Below are 17,043 nucleotides of genomic sequence, written 5' to 3' on the forward strand. Positions count from 1 at the left end.
GCAACTCTGTTCTGGAATCAGCGCTGCAGGAAGGCGAATTCCTCCGACAGTTCGGTGACCTTCTCCTTCAGCGCGGCCACCGACGGACCGGCCTTCAGCACCTCACGCGAGACATTGGGCAGCACCGCGCCCAGGTCGCGCGCGGGCACCAGGGCACGGATGGAGTCCGCTCCCCCGCCCTGCGCGCCCACACCCGGCATCAGGATGGGCCCGTTGAGGGCGCTCAGGTCCGGGGCCTCGGTCAGGGTCGCGCCGACGACCACACCGACGGAACCGAATTCGGCTCCGACATTGGCCGCGGCGGCGTCGTCGACCATGCGCTGGGCGATGGTGCGGCCGTCGGCGCCGGTGATGCGTTGCAGCTCCGCGCCTTCCGGATTGGAGGTGGCGGCCAGCACGAACACCCCGCGACCATTGGCCGCGGCCAGCTCCAGAGCCGGTGCGAGCGAACCGAATCCGAGGTACGGCGACACGGTGACCGCGTCGCTGCCCAGCGGCCCGTCACCGAGCCAGGCGTGCGCGTAGGCGTCCATGGTGGAGCCGATATCGCCGCGCTTGGCGTCGGCCAGCACCAGGGTGCCCGCCGCCCGCAATGCCGCGATGGTCTCCTCCAGCACCATCATTCCGGCCGAACCGTAGGTTTCGAAGAACGCCACCTGCGGCTTGACCAGGGCGACCCGGCCCGCGAACGCCCGCACGCAGGCGTCGGCGAACTTGGCCACCCCGGCGGCGTCCTCGCTCAGGCCCCAGGCCCGCAGCAACGGCGGATGCGGGTCGATGCCCACGCACAACGGTCCGTGCGCGCGCATCGCCTCCCGCAGCCGCAGCCCGAAGCTGGTCATCCGCGCGGCGCCGGAGGCGCTCATCCGCGCAGCACCGCGTGCAGTTCCTGCAGGGACCGCACGCCGATGCCGCCGCGAATGGTGGCCTCGATGCCCTGCACGGCCGCGGCCGCGCCCTGCACGGTCGTGATGCACGGGATGTTCGCGCCGACCGCGGCGGTGCGGATCTCGTAGCCGTCCACGCGCGGGCCGTTGTTGCCGTAGGGCGTGTTGAACACGATGTCGACGTCGCCGTCCTTGATCATGTCCACGATGCTGGGCTCGTCCGGCGCGTTGTCGGAGTGCTTGCGCACCCGATCGCACGGAATGCCGTTGCGGCGCAGCATCTCCGCGGTGCCCTCGGTGGCGAGGATGCGGAAGCCCAGGTCGTGCAGGCGCTTGACCGGGAACACCATGGCGCGCTTGTCACGGTTGGCGATCGAGACGAAGGCGGTGCCCTCGGTCGGCAGCGAACCGTAGGCGGCGGACTGCGACTTGGCGAAGGCGGTGCCGAAGTCGGCGTCGATGCCCATGACCTCGCCGGTGGACTTCATCTCCGGGGAGAGCAGCGAATCCACGCCGCTGCCGTCGGGGCGGCGGAAGCGGTGGAACGGCAGGACGGCTTCCTTGACCGCGACCGGAGCGTCGATCGGCGCGTAGCCGCCGTCGCCCTCGGCCGGGAGCAGGCCCTCCTTGCGCAGCTCGGCGATGGTGGCGCCCAGGGCGATGCGCGCCGCGGCCTTGGCCAGCGGCACCGCGGTGGCCTTGGAGACGAACGGCACGGTGCGGCTGGCGCGCGGGTTGGCCTCGAGGACGTAGAGCACGTCGTCCTTGAGCGCGTACTGCACGTTGAGCAGGCCCTTGACACCGATGCCCTTGGCGAGCGCGGCGGTGGAGCGGCGCACGGCCTCGATATCGCTGCGGCCCAGGGTGATCGGCGGCAGGGCGCACGCCGAGTCACCGGAGTGGATACCGGCTTCCTCGATGTGCTCCATGACGCCGCCCAGGTAGACCTCCTCGCCGTCGCACAGGGCGTCGACGTCGATCTCGATGGCGTCCTCCAGGAACCGGTCGACCAGCACCGGGTGGTCCGGGGTGATCTCGGTGGCGCGGGAGATGTAGTCCTCGAGCGAGGTCTCGTCGTAGACGATCTCCATGCCGCGGCCGCCCAGCACGTAGGACGGGCGCACCAGCACCGGGTAGCCGATCTCGTTGGCGATCTTCTTCGCCTGCGGGAACGTGGTGGCGGTGCCGTACTTGGGAGCCGGAAGACCGGCCGCGACCAGCACATCGCCGAACTCGCCACGGTCCTCGGCCAGGTCGATGGCCGCCGCCGAGGTGCCGACCACGGGCACGCCCGCGTCGGTCAGGCGCTGCGCCAGGCTCAGCGGGGTCTGCCCGCCCAGCTGGCAGATGACGCCCGCGACGGTGCCGGACTCGGTTTCGGCGTGGTACACCTCGAGCACGTCCTCGAAGGTGAGCGGCTCGAAGTAGAGGCGGTCGGCGGTGTCGTAGTCGGTCGAGACCGTCTCCGGGTTGCAGTTGACCATGATGGTCTCGTAGCCCGCGGCCGACAGGGTCTGCGCGGCGTGCACACACGAGTAGTCGAACTCGATGCCCTGGCCGATGCGGTTGGGACCCGAGCCGAGGATGATGACCTTCTCGCGTTCCTGCTGCGGCGCGACCTCGGACTCCGCGGCGGGATCGAGCTCGTAGGCCGAGTAGTGGTACGGGGTCTTGGCCTCGAACTCGGCGGCGCAGGTGTCGACGGTCTTGAACACCGGGCGGATGTGCAGGCGGTGGCGCAGCTCGCGCACTCCGCCCTCACCCGCGAGTTCCGGTCGCAGCGCGGCGATCTGGCGATCCGACAGGCCGTAGTGCTTGGCGGTGCGCAGCAACGGCTCGTCCAGCACGGGGGCGTCGATGATCTCCTGACGCAGCTCCACCAGGGCGGCGACCTCGGCGACGAACCAGGGGTCGATGCCGGAGGCGGCGGCGGTGTCCTCGATGCTCGCGCCCAGGCGCAGCGCGCGCTCCACCTGGTAGATGCGGCCCTCGGTGGGGACCTTGAGGTCGTCGAGAATGGCCTGCACGTCGGTCCATTCACCGTCGGGCAGGGTCCAGAAGCCGGTGGCCTTGGTCTCGAGCGAGCGCAGCACCTTGCCCAGCGCCTCGGAGAAGTTGCGGCCCATCGACATCGCCTCGCCGACCGACTTCATGGTCGTGGTCAGCGTGGCGTCGGCGCCCGGGAACTTCTCGAAGGCGAAGCGCGGAGCCTTGACGACCACGTAGTCGAGCGTGGGCTCGAAACAGGCCGGGGTCTCCTTGGTGATGTCGTTGACGATCTCGTCGAGGGTGTAGCCGATCGCCAGCTTGGCGGCGATCTTGGCGATCGGGAAGCCGGTGGCCTTGGACGCCAGCGCCGACGAGCGCGACACGCGCGGGTTCATCTCGATGACGATCAGGCGGCCGTCGCGCGGGTCCACCGCGAACTGGATATTGCAGCCGCCGGTGTCGACGCCGACCTCACGCAGGATGGCGATGCCCAGATCGCGCATCTTCTGGTATTCGCGGTCGGTGAGGGTCATGGCCGGGGCGACGGTGACCGAGTCACCGGTGTGCACGCCCATCGGGTCCACGTTCTCGATCGAGCAGACGATGACCACATTGTCGTTGCGGTCGCGCATGAGCTCGAGCTCGAATTCCTTCCAGCCCAGGATGGATTCCTCGATGAGCACGTTCGCGGTCGGCGAGGCGGCCAGGCCGCCGCCGGCGATGCGGTCGAGGTCGTCATGGTTGTAGGCCATGCCCGAGCCCAGGCCGCCCATGGTGAACGACGGGCGCACGACGACCGGGAAGCCGAGTTCGGCAACGGTGTCGCGGACCTCGTCCATGGTGTAGCAGACCTTGGAGCGCGCGGACTCGCCGCCGACCTTGGCGACGATGTCCTTGAACTTCTGGCGGTCCTCACCACGCTGGATGGCCTCGAAGTCGGCGCCGATCAGCTCGACGTTGTACTTCTCGAGAACGCCGTTCTCGTGCAGGGCGACAGCGCAGTTGAGCGCGGTCTGGCCGCCGAGGGTCGCGAGGATGGCGTCGGGGCGCTCCTTGGCGATGACCTTCTCGACGAATTCCCAGGTGATCGGTTCGACATAGGTCGAGTCGGCGAACTCGGGGTCGGTCATGATGGTCGCCGGGTTGGAGTTCACCAGCGACACGCGCAGGCCCTCGGACTTGAGGACCCGGCACGCCTGGGTTCCCGAGTAGTCGAACTCGCAAGCCTGGCCGATGACGATCGGGCCCGAGCCGATCACCAGGATGTGGTTGAGATCGGTGCGGCGTGGCATCAGGCTCCTTCCATCAGCGTGGCGAAACGGTCGAACAGGTAGGCGGCGTCGTGGGGTCCGGCCGCGGCCTCGGGGTGGTACTGCACGGAGAAGGCTTTGCCGTCGACCAGCTGCACACCTTCGACGACACCGTCGTTGGCGCACACGTGGCTGACCTCGGCCTTGCCGAACGGGGTGTCGAAGACCTCGCCGCGCTCGCCCTCGAGGGCGAAGCCGTGGTTCTGCGCGGTGATCGAGATCCGGCCCGAATGATGTTCGACGACCGGCACATTGATGCCGCGGTGGCCGAACTTCATCTTGTAGGTGTTGCGGCCCAGCGCCCGGCCCAGGATCTGGTTGCCGAAGCAGATGCCGAACAGCGGGATGCCCTCGCCCAGGACGCCCTGGGTGAGCGCGACCTGCGCGTCGGCGGTGGCCGGGTCGCCCGGGCCGTTGGACAGGAACACGCCGTTGGGGTTCAGTTCCTTGATCTGGTCCAGGGTCACGTTGGAGGGGACCACGTGCACCCGCATGCCGCGCTGGGCGAACATGCGCGGGGTGTTGGACTTGATGCCCAGGTCGACCGCGACCACGGTGAAGCGATGCTCGCCGATCGGGTCGATGGTGTACATCTCGTCGGTGGAGACCTCGCCGGCCAGGTCCGCGCCCAGCATGGACTGCTGGCCGTTGACCCGGGCGACCAGCTCCTCGTAGTCGGCCAGCGACTCGCCCGAGAAGATGCCCGCCTTCATGGAACCGGCGGTACGCAGGTGCCGCACCACCGCGCGGGTGTCGATGCCCGCGATGCCGACGATGTTCTGGTTCTCCAGCTCGGCCTGCAGGGTGCGGTTGGCGCGCCAGTTGGAGGCGCGGCGCGCGGGGTCGCGCACGGCGTAACCCGCCACCCAGATCTTCGAGGACTCGTCGTCCTCGTCGTTCCAGCCGGTGTTGCCGATCTGCGGCGCGGTGGCCACCACGATCTGGCGGTCGTAGCTGGGGTCGGTGAGGGTCTCCTGATAGCCCGTCATGGCGGTACAGAACACCGCCTCACCCAAGGTCTGCCCGACGGCGCCGAAGGTCGTCCCGCGGAACACGCGGCCGTCCTCGAGCACCATCACGGCAGTATTTCCGCTGCTCATGCCTCGTCTCCCGTCTTCGTAGCTGCTGCGGTCCATGCCGGGTACACCGCTTTGTCGTCACCGCGGAAACCGGTATCCACCTCGGTCCCGGTCGGCAGCGTCCAGCGAATCACCAGCACACCGTCTTCTGTCATCACTTTGCCCGCGTGCCCGCGCTCGGCGCGCACCGCGGTGATGGATTCCTGCGGAATCCAGATCGTCGCCGCGCCATCCCGCTCCAGCAGGATGCCGCGTTCGAATCGGGTCAGCTCCGCGGTGGCGCGGAAACCCAGGTCGCCCACCGTGATTCGCTGAATCCAGCTGGGGGCGAGGGTGCTGCCGAGGTAGAGCCCCGTGGTGGGCTCCAACAGCTGCGCGCCGCAGTCGGCGGGCACCGCGGGCAGGTCGCCGATCGCGCCCGCCTGCTTCTTGGCCCGGCCCGTCCACGCCCAGTACATGAGTCCCAGGCACAGCACGAACAAGGCCAGCAGAATCAGCACTTGCAGCAGTCGCATTTCGGTTCTCCGTGTCGTCTTGGGATGTGCGAGGGGGCCTGCGTGGGTACGCAAGCTGCCGCCTCCGGCCCCTGATCGCTCATCCCGTGGTTCCCCACCCGCCGCTAACCGGCGACGATCCTGCCGTCCCGGGCGGTGAGCCGGCCGCGCAGGAAGGTGGCGGTCACCTTCGCGGGCAGGGTCATCGCCTGGAAGGGCGTGTTGCGGGCGATCGAGGCGAGGTTGTCCGCCTCCACCGTCCATTCGGCGGCCGGGTCGATCAGCACCAGGTTGGCGGGTTCGCCGACCGCGAGCGGCCGGCCCTGATCGTCCAGGCCCACGATCCGCGCCGGGTTCTCGCTCATGACCCGCGCGACTCCGCGCCAGTCGAGCAGTCCGGGGTTGACCATGGTCTCCACGATGATCGACAGCGCCGTCTCCAGACCCAGCATGCCCGGACGCGCGGCCGCGAACTCGCAGCACTTGTCCTGGTCGGCGTGCGGGGCGTGGTCGGTGGCGACACAGTCGATGACGCCCTCGGCCAGGGCCTGCCGCAGCGCGGTCACGTCGGAGGATTCGCGCAGCGGCGGGTTCACCCGGTTCACCGCGTCGTAGGTCTCCAGCCGCGAGTCGTCGAGCAGCAGGTGGTGCGGGGTCACCTCGGCGGTGATCGAAATGCCCTGGGACTTGGCCCATTTCAGCAGTTCGACGGTGCCGGCGGTGGAGGCGTGGCAGATGTGCACGCGGGCTCCGGCGTCGCGGGCCAGCAGGGCGTCGCGCGCCACGATGGACTCCTCGGCGGCGCGCGGCCAGCCGGCCAGGCCCAGGCGCGAGGCGGTCGGGCCCTCGTGGGCGACGGCGCCCTTGGTCAGGCGCGGCTCCTCCGCGTGCTGGGCGATGAGGACGCCCAGGGAGTTCGCGTATTCGAGGGCGCGGCGCATGATCAGCGGGTCGTAGACGCAGTGGCCGTCGTCGGAGAACATGCGCACCGCGCCGACGCCGGCGGCCATGGTGCCCATCTCGGCGAGCTGCTTGCCCTCGAGCCCCACGGTGACCGCGCCGACCGGGTGCACGTCGACCAGGCCGACTTCCTGGCCGCGCTTCCACACGTGGTCGGTGATGACCGAGGTGTCGGCGACCGGGCTGGTGTTGGCCATCGCGAACACGGCGGTGTAGCCGCCCAGAGCGGCTGCGGCGGAACCGGATTCGATGGTCTCGGTGTCCTCGCGGCCGGGCTCGCGCAGGTGGGTGTGCAGGTCGATGAAGCCGGGCAGCAGGTACTGGCCCTGGCCGTCGACGATCTCGGCGTCCGGGGCGGTCAGGCCCGCGCCGATCTCGCGGATCTCACCGTCGGCGACCAGCACGTCGACCGCGTCGCCTTCGCCGTACAGAAGGACGTTCTGGATCAGGATGCTCATGCCACCACCTCGTCGGTTCCGACCAGCAGGCGGAACAGCACCGCCATGCGCATATGGACTCCGTTGTTGACCTGTTGCAGCACAGCCGCTTTCGGGGAATCGGCGACGGAGAAGCCGATCTCCATACCGCGCAGCATGGGGCCGGGGTGCAGCACCACCGCGTGCTCGTCGAGCAGCTTCATGCGGCGCTCGTTGAGGCCGTAGCGGATCGAGTACTCGCGCGCCGACGGGAAGAAGCCGCCGTTCATGCGCTCGGCCTGCACGCGCAGCATCATGACCGCGTCCGCGCCGGGCAGTTCGGCGTCCAGGGAGTCCGAGACCCGCACGGGCCAGGCCTCCACGCCGACCGGCAGCAGGGTGCGCGGCGAGACCAGCACCACCTCGGCGCCCAGGGTGCTGAGCAGGAAGGCGTTGGAGCGGGCGACCCGACTGTGCAGGATGTCGCCGACCAGCACGACCCGCTTGCCTTCCAGGTCGCCGAGGCGCTGACGCAGGGTCAGCGCGTCCAGCAGCGCCTGGGTGGGGTGCTCGTGGGTGCCGTCACCGGCATTGATGATGGCGGGACCGGGGCCGGCGTAACCGCTTGCCGCCTCGTCCATCTCGTTGAACCAGCGCGCGATCTGATGCGCGGCGCCCGAGGCGGGGTGGCGCACGATGAGCGCGTCGGCGCCGGCCGCGTGCAGGGTCAGGGCGGTGTCGCGCAGCGATTCGCCCTTGGAGACCGAGGAACTCGACGCGCTCACATTGATGACGTCGGCGCTCATCCACTTGCCCGCGACCTCGAAGGAGACCCGGGTGCGGGTGGAGTTCTCGAAGAACACGGTCATGACGGTGCGGCCACGCAGCGTCGGGAGCTTCTTGACCTCGCGGCCCAGCAGCGCCTGTTCGAACCGCTCGGCCTCGTCGAGCAGGCCATTGGCGGTCTCGCGGTCCAGGTCGGTGACCGAGAGCAGGTGCTTCACTGGGCGTCACCCTCCTGGCGCAGGTACACGCCGTCGCGGCCGTCGTGCTCGCGCAGCAGCACCGAGATGTCCTCGGTGCGCGCGGTCGGCACGTTCTTGCCGACGTAGTCGGCGCGGATGGGAAGTTCGCGGTGGCCGCGGTCGATGAGCACGGCGAGCTGCACCGCGCGGGGGCGGCCCAGGTCGCGCAGGCCGTCGAGCGCCGAGCGCACGGTGCGGCCGGAGAAGAGCACGTCGTCGACGAGCACGACCAGCGCGTCCTCGATGCCGCCCTCGGGCACTGATGTGCGCTCGAGCGGACGATGCGGCTTGGAGCGCAGGTCGTCGCGGTAGAGGGTGATGTCGAGGGAGCCGATCGCGGGGCGGACGCCGGAGAATTCCTCGATCCGGCCGGCCAGGCGATGGGCCAGAGTGGTTCCGCGGGTGGGGATTCCGATCAGCACCACACGGGCAACCTGTGGATCACCGGAGTCCAGGGCGGTCTTCTCGATGATCTGGTGGGCCATGCGGGCGATGGTCCGGCCGACGTCGGAATCGGAGAGCAGTTCGCGTCCGGTCTCGACCCGGTCCGGGTCGTGCCGCTGCTCGGCAGCGCTCGACTTGGCCGCCCGGTCTTCGGGCACAGCCATGCCGACCTCCTTCCCCGCCTCACGGGACGGTCCGTTAAAGGATGTCTTTCGGGCAGTGACCCTACCAGCGCGCGAATGCGCCCCCGACCCCGCACCCCCGCGCGTCGCCGACCGGCGTACCACCGCCGCACCCGTTACGACCTGCCGGAACCCGTGATCGCCGGGGTCACCGGCAAGTCCGCAGCAATACGGTCATCCGGCCACTGTGGCAGGGTTCACGCCGCCGGACCGATCCCCCGTCTTAGCTACCGGCCGGTTGTCATACACCGTATATCGACGTGTGCGATGCTCGGAGAGTGAGCAATGACGCTGAATTCACCGAACCCGCCCGGGTCAACTTCCGCGGGTACGGCGGCATCACCATCGCCGGAGACAGCTGGGGACCCCAGGACGGCCCACTGGTGGTATTCCTGCACGGCGGCGGACAGACCCGCGGTTCCTGGAAGGACTCCGGACTGGCGCTGGCCAAGGCCGGCATGCACGCGGTCCTGCTCGACGCGCGCGGCCACGGCGACAGCGACTGGGATCCGGACGGCAACTACCGCCGCGAGGCCATGGTCGAGGACCTGATGGCCGTGCTCGAACAACTGGGCGAGCCCGCCTTCATCGTCGGCGCGTCCATGGGCGGCCTCACCGGCCTGATGGCCACCACCCACCCCGAGGCCGCGCGCATCACCGGCCTGGTCCTGGTCGATGTGGTGCCCCGCCCCGAACGCAAGGGCGTCGAGCGCGTCATCAACTTCCTCTCCAGCAATCCCGAGGGCTTCGCCAGCCTCGAGGAGGCCGCCGACGCCGTCGCCGCCTACCTCCCCCACCGCCGCCGCCCGCGCAATCCCGAAGGGCTGCAACGCAATCTGCGCAAGCGCGAGGACGGCCGCTGGTACTGGCACTGGGATCCGGCCATGATGGGCGGCCCGCGCGACGGGCGCGGCGAGGAGATCGACGTGCACACCGAGGCGCTCGAGAACGCGGCAAAGCAGCTGAGCATCCCGACTCTCCTGGTGCGCGGCGCGCTGTCCGATGTGGTCAGCGAGGAGGGCGTGACGGCCTTCCGCGCCCTGACCCCGCATGCCGAGTACATCGAGATCGGCACCGCCGCCCACACCGCGGCCAGCGACGCCAATGACGAATTCACCGACGCCGTGGTCGATTTCGTCCGCGCCCATATCGGCGACGAGCGGGGCTGACCGCCCTTACGGCAGCATCCTGTCGAGCAGGCGGTCGAGCAGTTCGACCGCCCGCTCTCGGGTGGCACCACCGGCCAGCACGAACTGGGTGATGCTGCTGACGCCGCCGACGATCAGTTCGGCGTCCAATTCCGCCGCGTGCGTATCGGATTCGACCCCTCGAACGCGCAGTAGCTGCTCGGTGATCACGGTGACCAGGTAGCGCGGCGCCCCCATCATCTCCTCGGAGGTGACCGTGTTCCCGGTCAGATTGGCCGCGTGGAAGGCCGCGAACACCAGATTGTCCTGCCGCCTTCGCTCATCGAGCGGCAGCAGCCCGACCGCGAAAGCGCGGATGATCTCCCGCGGCGTCGCCGCTGGCCCGAGCGCGGTGAACTGTTCGGTGAACCCCACCCCGAAATCCGCCACGACCGCGGTGTGCGTGGCGAGCATCAAATCCCGTTTGGTCCCGAAGTAGTACTGGATCAGCCGAACCGAGATCCCCGCCTCGGCCGCCACCGCTTGAAACGTGGCGGCATCGAGTCCACCGGCGGCGACGACAGTCCGTGCGGCAGTGGTGATCTCCCGACGGCGCTGCTCGTGATCGACCAAACGAGGCATCTGACCAGCTCTCTCACTACTCCTGGGCAACGAAGATTTTGATGGTACGCCCATATCATTTTTATGGTACGTTCGTATCATCAACGATGATGGACGGGGAGGCTCACATGGCCAAGATCGGGCGATTCAAGAACGAGCAGGCGAAGCGCGATTACCTGCGGGCCTATGACGAGCTGGCGACGCAATGGCCGGTGGCGGCGACCGATATCGACGTCGAAACCTCTTTCGGGACAACGCGAGTGCGCAAGTCCGGGAGTGGCGAAGGTGCACCGATCGTGTTGCTGCCCGGGATGCCGGGGATGGGGTTGTTCTGGATGCCCTTCATCGAGGAGATGTCGCGCGAGCACGTCGTGTACACGGTGGATCCGCTGGGGTGGGCGGGGCGTAGTGAACAGACCGCGCCGTTGAAGGGGCAGGACGACATCGTTCGGTGGCTGGTCGAGGTGTTCGACGGGATCGGGGCCGAGCGGGTGCATCTGGCCGGGTATTCGGGGGGATCGTGGCTGTCACTGCTGTTCGCGTCGCAGCGGTCGGATCGGCTGGCCAGCATCAGCATGCTCGAACCCGATGCGGCGTCGTTCGTCAAGCCGAAGTGGGGACTGCTGTTCAAGTTCCTGCTCGGCGGGATCCGGCCGACGCGGGAGAAGATGGAGAAGTTCCTGGAGTGGATGATGCCGGGGGTGCAGCTCACCGAGGAGATGTGGACCCTGACTTTGGCCGCATTGAAGTTCCGCATCGCGATGCCGTGGTCGCGGCTGCTGCCCGACGAGCAGTTGGCCAGGGTCACCGCACCGATGCTGGTGCTGTTCGGGGAGACGACGATCGCCAATGACGCGCACGCGGCAGCGGCGCGGGCGCGGGAGTGCATTCCGGCAGCCGATATCGAGATCTACCCCGGCGTTGGGCACGAAATGTTGTGGGCGATACCGGAAACGGTGATTCCGCGCTTCCTCGGTTTCGTAGCGCAGCACGATCAGGTGCGGGCCTGATCAGGTCGTCGCGCAGTAGACGACCGCCGGATAGGTGGCGAGGAACGCCCACAGAAAAGTGTTGAGGCGCATGAGGATCGCGGTGCCGAGGTGCAGGAGGGCTCCGCTGATCACGAGCAGGTAGGTGAGCGGTGTGATGCCGAGCAGGACCAGCGGGAAACCGCATTCCAGCAGGATCACCGACCAGCTCATCGCCGTCGCGGTGGTGCGATGGCGTGCAAGGGTCTTGGCGGCCCGGCGATGCCCGTAGGCGCGGGTCGCCAGGATCTCCGGGAGCGCCGCGCCGCTGCGCCACAGGGGGCTGACCAGCTTCGCCACGCCGGCGGTGAAGTACGCGAGGCACACCTGGGCCGTGATGAACCAGAGGACGATCACCTCGGCGCGCTGCTGGCCAATGGCGAAGGCCAGTGCCAGGGCTACGAAGAGGATGATCGTCATCTGGTCGGCCCCGTCGCCCCCGAAGCGGGAGCGCATGCTCAGCAGAATGTAGGTCGCGGCGATCACGCCGGCCGCCACGGCGTTCAGCGCGGACGACGGGTGCACGACCAGCAGCACCGCGCACGCCAGGCAGGCGGCGATGAGACCGAGCACTCTCGGATACACCAGTAGCTGTCCGACACTGCGTTGGAACGACCTCCGAGTCAGCAGACGCGCGCTCGTCGCCGAGACCGGCCAGCCGGCGAGGGCGCCGTCGGCGAGCAGCCGCGGCGCCGCCAGCCGCTCCAGCGACCCGATGATGACGGCGACCGATCCGATCGCCGCCGACAGGTACAGCGCGTTCGAGGTGGTGAGCATCGGCGGTCTACACCTCGCTCGGCGCGGGTTCCGAGGAATGCATGGGCGACAGGAAGATCACGTGGTGGTCGGCATTGTCGTCCATTCCCTTCGACCGCATGATGAGGAACTGGGTGGCGGCGGCACGGTGGTCGCGCGGCAGACCGCAGACGAAGTTGAGCGTCGCGATATACGCCAGTGAGAGCTGGATCCGGGCGATGTCGCGGTCCAGCGCCACGCATGTCTTCGCGAGTTCGACCGAGATGTCGATCAGGGCCTTGTTCTGCCGCCTGCGCGGATTCCACACGGGCCCCAACCATTTCGGTGGCACGCCCGGGGGCACCTCGCACCACCGTGCGACGCGGCCGTCCGGCAACTTGTCGCGATACAGCAGATGCAGATCGTCGGTCGCCGGCGTCGGCGCGAAGAAATGCCAGCGCGGCACCAATCCGCAGATATCGTGCACGCGAACCCACCGCTCCACTCCGGTGGCCTCCCATGTCTGGAGCTTCCGCGGTATCTGACACAGCGCCGACACCGTGAACCACGACAAGAGAAATGTCGCCGGCACGGCGAAAATCAGGTCGTCGAGGGCCATGTCAGTGCAGGTGTCCGAGGGCTTCGCGGCGAATGTCGAGCAATTCCCGGGCGGTCGCCGACGGACCCACACGCTGGATGTGCTCGTCCGACAGGTGCTGCTGCTCCTCCTCGGACCGGACGGCGGCCGTGGCGACGACGATGACGGTGACGGCGATAGCTGTGGCGGCCCAGACGACAAAAGTGCCGTTGTGGCAGCAACTCCCGGCGATCGTCATGTTCCCTTCCAGCTGGTCCTCGGGAACCTGCGCCAAGGCGGCGCGTTCGGCCGGGGTCAGCGGCGGCGCGTACTTGAGGGCCACCGCCGCCAATCCGACCTCGGCATCGTCGCGCCGGTGCTCGACCAGAGTCAGCGTCGTCGGGTTCAGCTGTCCGCCGTTGTACGGATTGTCGAGGATGACCATCCCGAGGTCGTCGGGCGGGAAGACATTCGTCGCGAGGGTGCGGCCGCCGTAGCGGATGCTCGCGAAGACGGGCGAGCGTTGCAGCAGCCGCCAGACTTGATACGGCGAAAGGCTCGTGCGTCCCTCGAAGCGGGGCCTGATCACATTCTCGACCAAGTGGACGTCCGCGCCTTCGCTGTGGGCGGCCGCGTCTCGCACCTGTCGCAGCAGCGGATCACCCTCGGCGGTGACGAAGACACGCACCGAACCTTCGGGACAGAGCAGCACGCGATCCGGCTGCGAGGGGATGTAGTCGAGAATCTCGATCTCGCGATACCGGAGCGCCCGCGTCGCGAGCTCGTCGGCGGCGAGTTGCAGCATCGTGTCTTGATCCATAACTCGACCTCCAGCACTGGTGGTGAATCCCTTGGACCTGCGAAAAACCCTACACAGCGAACATATGTTCGATCACGTGGTAGCGTCCTACGCATGTCGACGCCACTGCAGGGATCGCTGTTCGATGGGTTCGGGGAGGTCGAGCTGGGCGGGCTGGACGGCCTGCGGCGCACCGAACTCGGCGATGGCGCCTGGGTGGACGTGCTGCCCGGATGGTTGAGCGGGGCGGACGAGCTGTTCGAGCGGCTGGCGGCGGACGTGCCGTGGCGGGCGGACCGCCGGGCCATGTACGACCGGATGGTGGATGTGCCGCGGCTGCTGTCGTTCTACGACCAAGGGCGCGAGCTACCCGACCCCATCCTCACCGAGGCGCGGAACATGTTGAGCGCGTACTACTTCCAGGAGCTCGGCGAGCCGTTCACCACTGCGGGCCTGTGCTACTACCGCGACGGGGACGACAGCGTCGCCTGGCATGGTGACACCATCGGGCGTGGGGCCACCGACGACACCATGGTGGCGATCGTGTCGGTGGGTGCGGCGCGGTCGCTGCTGCTGCGCCCGCGCGGCGGCGGGGCCAGTGTGCGGTACGCGCTCGGACACGGGGATCTCATCGTGATGGGCGGCTCGTGTCAGCGCACCTGGGAGCACGCGGTGCCCAAGACGCGGCGGCCCGTGGGACCGCGCATCAGCGTTCAGTTCCGGCCGCGCGGCGTCCGGTAGGGCGGGCGAAGTCGGGTATCGGTTCCGGGACGACGCCGCGGGCCACCAGGAAGACCGGGAGGCTGCGCAGGATCGGGATGTGGCGGAAGATCCGCAGCGGCAAGGGCGTTCGCGGGAGGTCGGCGATATTCAACCGGCCCGTCACCGCGGGCCGCACGACCTGCGCGTGGGCCAGGCGCTGCATGCCCTGGATGACGGCGGTGGGCAGCAGGCGGCGGCGTTGCACGCGGGCCAGGTCGGCGGTGGTGACGGTGTGGGACAGTAGTTTCGGGGCGAGGATGCGGGCGGCGGCCACCGCGTCCTGGACGGCCAGGTTGATGCCGACCCCGCCGATCGGTGACATGGCGTGGGCGGCGTCGCCGAGGCAGAGCAGTCCATCGGTGTACCAGTGGTCGAGCCGGTCGAGTTTGACGTCGAGGAGTTTCACCTCGTCCCAGCCGTGGACGGCGTCGGCGCGGTCGGCCAGCCAGGGCACCACCTCGGCCAGGCGGCGCATGATCTCGCCGACCGGCTTCTCCGCCCGCAGGCGCGCGTCGCTGCCTTTCGCGATGAGGGTCGCGCTCTGCCAGTAGTCGCCGCGATCGAACAGGACGGCCACGCGGTCGGCGCTGACCACCGGGATCAGTCCGGCGGGATCGGTGTCGTGGCGCGGGATCCGGAACCACCAGGCGTCGAAGGGCGTCGCCCAGTGGCGTACACCGAGCCCGGCGGCGGCGCGCAGCACCGAGCCCCGACCGTCGGCGGCCACGGTGAGATCGGCGTGGATCTCCCCGGTCGTGCCGTCCGGTGTGCGATAACGGACGCCGGTCACCGCCGGGCCGGTGCGCAGCAGGTCGACGGCCTCGGTCCGCATGCGCAACCGGAAGGTCGGTTCGTTGTCACCGGCGCGGGCGAGCAGGTCCAGCAGATCCCACTGCGGCACCATGGCGATGTACTTGTGCCGCCCCGGGATGTGGTCGAAGCTCGCCAGCGGCACCAGGCGTCCGCCGATCGGGGTCTGGATCGAGGTGAGCCGCCGCTGCGGCAGTTTCGTGAAATCCTCGCGCAGGCCGAGGGCGTCGATCAGGTCCAGGGTGGTGGGATGCACGGTGTCGCCGCGGAAGTCGCGCAGGAAGTCGCCGTGTTTCTCCAGCACCGTGACCTCGACGCCGGCGCGGGCCAGCATCAGCCCCAGGAACATGCCCGCCGGTCCCCCACCGGCGATGAGACAGGTCGTGCGTTCCATCGGGACCTCCCGAGTCGAAGACGCCGTCACCGTCGATGGTAGGGCTAGTCGCGGTAGAGGACGAAGAAGTACGGCTCGTCCAGTCCGCGCATGTCCATGACGCCGAGCAGGGTGTCCGCGTCGACGCGGCGGAAGACGTCGATGATCGGCAGGTGGTCGTAGATCATTGCGGCACTGGACTTTCCACGGAACTCCAGATTCCGCAGCCGAGCCTTCGGGGTCGTGGTCCGCAGCATCGGCCGCAGGACGCCGAGCGAGCGGCGCACCGGGGACAGCGCCGTCACCGGCACCTTGCCCGCCAGGAACAGCGGCACCCGGCGCGGGTCGACCGGGAAGATCTCGCCGTCCGGGGCCCGGAACAGCAGCGGTTGCACGCTGTCGGCGCTGTCGAACCGCTTTCCGTACCAACCGGTTTCAACCAGCATGCCGTCCCACGGATGCCCGGTCCCCACTTCCGCGCCCCGCCAGCGACCCGTGGTGAGCTCGTCCACGCCCACCACCGGCAGGCTGTCGAACAGCTCCCACGCCTGGGCCGCGGTGGCCGCGTCCGCGATCAGGGCGCGCAGGCGCGCGGCATCGTCCGTCGCCGAGTCGGCGGCAACCATCATGAGCTCCTTGGTGAGAGTTGACGACACGATTTCTCTCACCGTAGCCGCGAACCGGGCGGTGGCCGGTAGAGCATAGGTGCCATTCCGGCGACCGAATTGGCCGAATATGTCGATGCCGCACACGGCCGGCACGACCGCCCCGAGCAGGACCGGCACCATGCGCCGGTTCACGCGCGCTCCTCCGCGGTCTCGGCGACATCCTCGGCGGTCCCGGCGGCCTGAACGCCGCGCAGCAGCACCGCGATCACGACCACGGCCACCGCCACCAGTCCCGCGGCGGCCCGGCTCGCGTTCGCGGGTCCCCACACCGTCCAGGCCAGCCCGAACAACACCGACGACACCAGGCAGGACAGCGCCTGACCGGTCTGGATCAGCGCGATCCCGGTGGCGCGCAACGCTTTCGGCAGCACCGGACCGGCCAGCGCCATCAGCACGCCGTCGGTGGCGGCGTAGAACAGGCCGTAGAGCGCGAGCACCACCACCAGCAGCGCGGTGCCGCCGAACGGCCCGAACAGCAGCAGGTACACCAGCACCAGCGCGGTGTAGCCGCCGAGCACCACCCGCAGGCGGCCGATCCGGTCCGCGAGCACGCCCAGCGGGGTGGCCAGCACCAGATACGACAGGTTGGTGCCGACCGCCAGCAGCGGAAACCAGCTGACACTCAGGTGTTCTCGCTGCCGCAACAGCAGGTAGACGAAGCCGTCGCCGATGGTCACCACTCCGGCCAGGCAGGCCGCGGCCACCAGCCGCCGCACCGCCGCGAGCCGGATCGGTCTCGCCGGACTGGGAGATGGCG

The 17,043-nt window shown here is 69.0% G+C and carries 17 protein-coding genes; 3 read left to right on the forward strand and 14 right to left on the reverse strand.

Going from position 1 to position 17,043, the window contains the following annotated elements; all coding sequences use genetic code 11:
- Positions 1-17: 17 nt before the first annotated feature.
- The 7 genes from pyrF to pyrR form a co-directional block, all read right to left on the reverse strand.
- Positions 18-842: an orotidine-5'-phosphate decarboxylase gene (pyrF, locus tag ACWELJ_RS01345; RefSeq protein WP_452364206.1), complete on the reverse strand. Its 825-nt coding sequence runs from the start codon at positions 840-842 to the stop codon at positions 18-20.
- A gap of 20 nt (positions 843-862) precedes the next feature.
- A complete protein-coding gene (carB, locus tag ACWELJ_RS01350; RefSeq protein WP_452364184.1) occupies positions 863-4,168 on the reverse strand; it encodes a carbamoyl-phosphate synthase large subunit in 3,306 nt (1,101 codons plus the stop codon).
- Positions 4,168-5,286 (reverse strand): glutamine-hydrolyzing carbamoyl-phosphate synthase small subunit, encoded by a 1,119-nt coding sequence (carA, locus tag ACWELJ_RS01355; RefSeq protein ID WP_452364185.1) that lies wholly within the window; start codon positions 5,284-5,286, stop codon positions 4,168-4,170. The genes carB and carA overlap by 1 nt, the downstream gene beginning before the upstream one ends.
- Complete coding sequence (locus ACWELJ_RS01360) at positions 5,283-5,780, reverse strand: PH-like domain-containing protein (RefSeq protein ID WP_357286134.1); 498 nt, start codon at positions 5,778-5,780, stop codon at positions 5,283-5,285. Before ACWELJ_RS01360 ends, carA begins: the two co-directional genes overlap by 4 nt.
- Positions 5,781-5,884: 104 nt before the next feature.
- A complete protein-coding gene (locus ACWELJ_RS01365) occupies positions 5,885-7,177 on the reverse strand; it encodes a dihydroorotase (RefSeq protein ID WP_452364186.1) in 1,293 nt (430 codons plus the stop codon).
- Positions 7,174-8,139 (reverse strand): aspartate carbamoyltransferase catalytic subunit, encoded by a 966-nt coding sequence (locus tag ACWELJ_RS01370; protein ID WP_452364187.1) that lies wholly within the window; start codon positions 8,137-8,139, stop codon positions 7,174-7,176. Before ACWELJ_RS01370 ends, ACWELJ_RS01365 begins: the two co-directional genes overlap by 4 nt.
- Positions 8,136-8,768 (reverse strand): bifunctional pyr operon transcriptional regulator/uracil phosphoribosyltransferase PyrR, encoded by a 633-nt coding sequence (gene pyrR, locus ACWELJ_RS01375; protein ID WP_452364188.1) that lies wholly within the window; start codon positions 8,766-8,768, stop codon positions 8,136-8,138. The genes ACWELJ_RS01370 and pyrR overlap by 4 nt, the downstream gene beginning before the upstream one ends.
- A gap of 296 nt (positions 8,769-9,064) precedes the next feature.
- On the opposite strand from pyrR, the gene ACWELJ_RS01380 reads away from it, so the two are divergent.
- Positions 9,065-9,955 carry an alpha/beta fold hydrolase gene (locus tag ACWELJ_RS01380; RefSeq protein WP_452364189.1) on the forward strand — a complete coding sequence of 297 codons (891 nt, stop codon included), beginning with the start codon at positions 9,065-9,067 and terminating at the stop codon, positions 9,953-9,955.
- 6 nt (positions 9,956-9,961) lie between these two features.
- Here ACWELJ_RS01380 and ACWELJ_RS01385 read toward each other — a convergent pair whose 3' ends face one another.
- Positions 9,962-10,555, reverse strand: coding sequence for a TetR/AcrR family transcriptional regulator (locus ACWELJ_RS01385; RefSeq protein ID WP_452364190.1), 594 nt, complete (start codon positions 10,553-10,555; stop codon positions 9,962-9,964).
- A 41-nt stretch (positions 10,556-10,596) separates the two neighbouring features.
- Between ACWELJ_RS01385 and ACWELJ_RS01390 the strand changes: the two genes are divergently transcribed.
- Positions 10,597-11,544 (forward strand): alpha/beta fold hydrolase, encoded by a 948-nt coding sequence (locus ACWELJ_RS01390; RefSeq protein ID WP_452364191.1) that lies wholly within the window; start codon positions 10,597-10,599, stop codon positions 11,542-11,544.
- Here the strand turns inward: ACWELJ_RS01390 and ACWELJ_RS01395 are convergent, their stop codons facing one another.
- The 3 genes from ACWELJ_RS01395 to ACWELJ_RS01405 are packed head-to-tail and all read right to left on the reverse strand — an operon-like array spanning position 11,545 to position 13,694.
- On the reverse strand, positions 11,545-12,339 hold the full coding sequence (locus ACWELJ_RS01395; RefSeq protein ID WP_452364192.1) for an HTTM domain-containing protein: 795 nt from the start codon (positions 12,337-12,339) through the stop codon (positions 11,545-11,547). It abuts the gene before it with no gap.
- Between the two features lie 7 nt (positions 12,340-12,346).
- On the reverse strand, positions 12,347-12,916 hold the full coding sequence (locus ACWELJ_RS01400; protein WP_452364193.1) for a hypothetical protein: 570 nt from the start codon (positions 12,914-12,916) through the stop codon (positions 12,347-12,349).
- Between the two features lies 1 nt (position 12,917).
- The gene (locus tag ACWELJ_RS01405; RefSeq protein ID WP_452364194.1) at positions 12,918-13,694 is read right to left on the reverse strand and encodes a hypothetical protein; all 777 of its coding nucleotides are present in this window, start codon (positions 13,692-13,694) and stop codon (positions 12,918-12,920) included.
- A gap of 93 nt (positions 13,695-13,787) precedes the next feature.
- Between ACWELJ_RS01405 and ACWELJ_RS01410 the strand changes: the two genes are divergently transcribed.
- A complete protein-coding gene (locus ACWELJ_RS01410) occupies positions 13,788-14,414 on the forward strand; it encodes an alpha-ketoglutarate-dependent dioxygenase AlkB (protein WP_452364195.1) in 627 nt (208 codons plus the stop codon).
- On the opposite strand, the gene ACWELJ_RS01415 is transcribed toward ACWELJ_RS01410, so the two are convergent.
- The 3 genes from ACWELJ_RS01415 to ACWELJ_RS01425 form a co-directional block, all read right to left on the reverse strand.
- The gene (locus tag ACWELJ_RS01415; protein ID WP_452364196.1) at positions 14,380-15,639 is read right to left on the reverse strand and encodes an FAD-dependent oxidoreductase; all 1,260 of its coding nucleotides are present in this window, start codon (positions 15,637-15,639) and stop codon (positions 14,380-14,382) included. The two genes, ACWELJ_RS01410 and ACWELJ_RS01415, sit on opposite strands and share 35 nt — an antisense overlap.
- A 44-nt stretch (positions 15,640-15,683) precedes the next feature.
- Complete coding sequence (locus ACWELJ_RS01420; protein WP_452364197.1) at positions 15,684-16,274, reverse strand: DUF4334 domain-containing protein; 591 nt, start codon at positions 16,272-16,274, stop codon at positions 15,684-15,686.
- Positions 16,275-16,414: 140 nt separating this feature from the next.
- Positions 16,415-17,043: MFS transporter (locus ACWELJ_RS01425; protein ID WP_452364198.1), on the reverse strand; the 629-nt coding region annotated here is incomplete at its 5' end.

Source organism: Nocardia sp. NPDC004582, assembly GCF_053602115.1.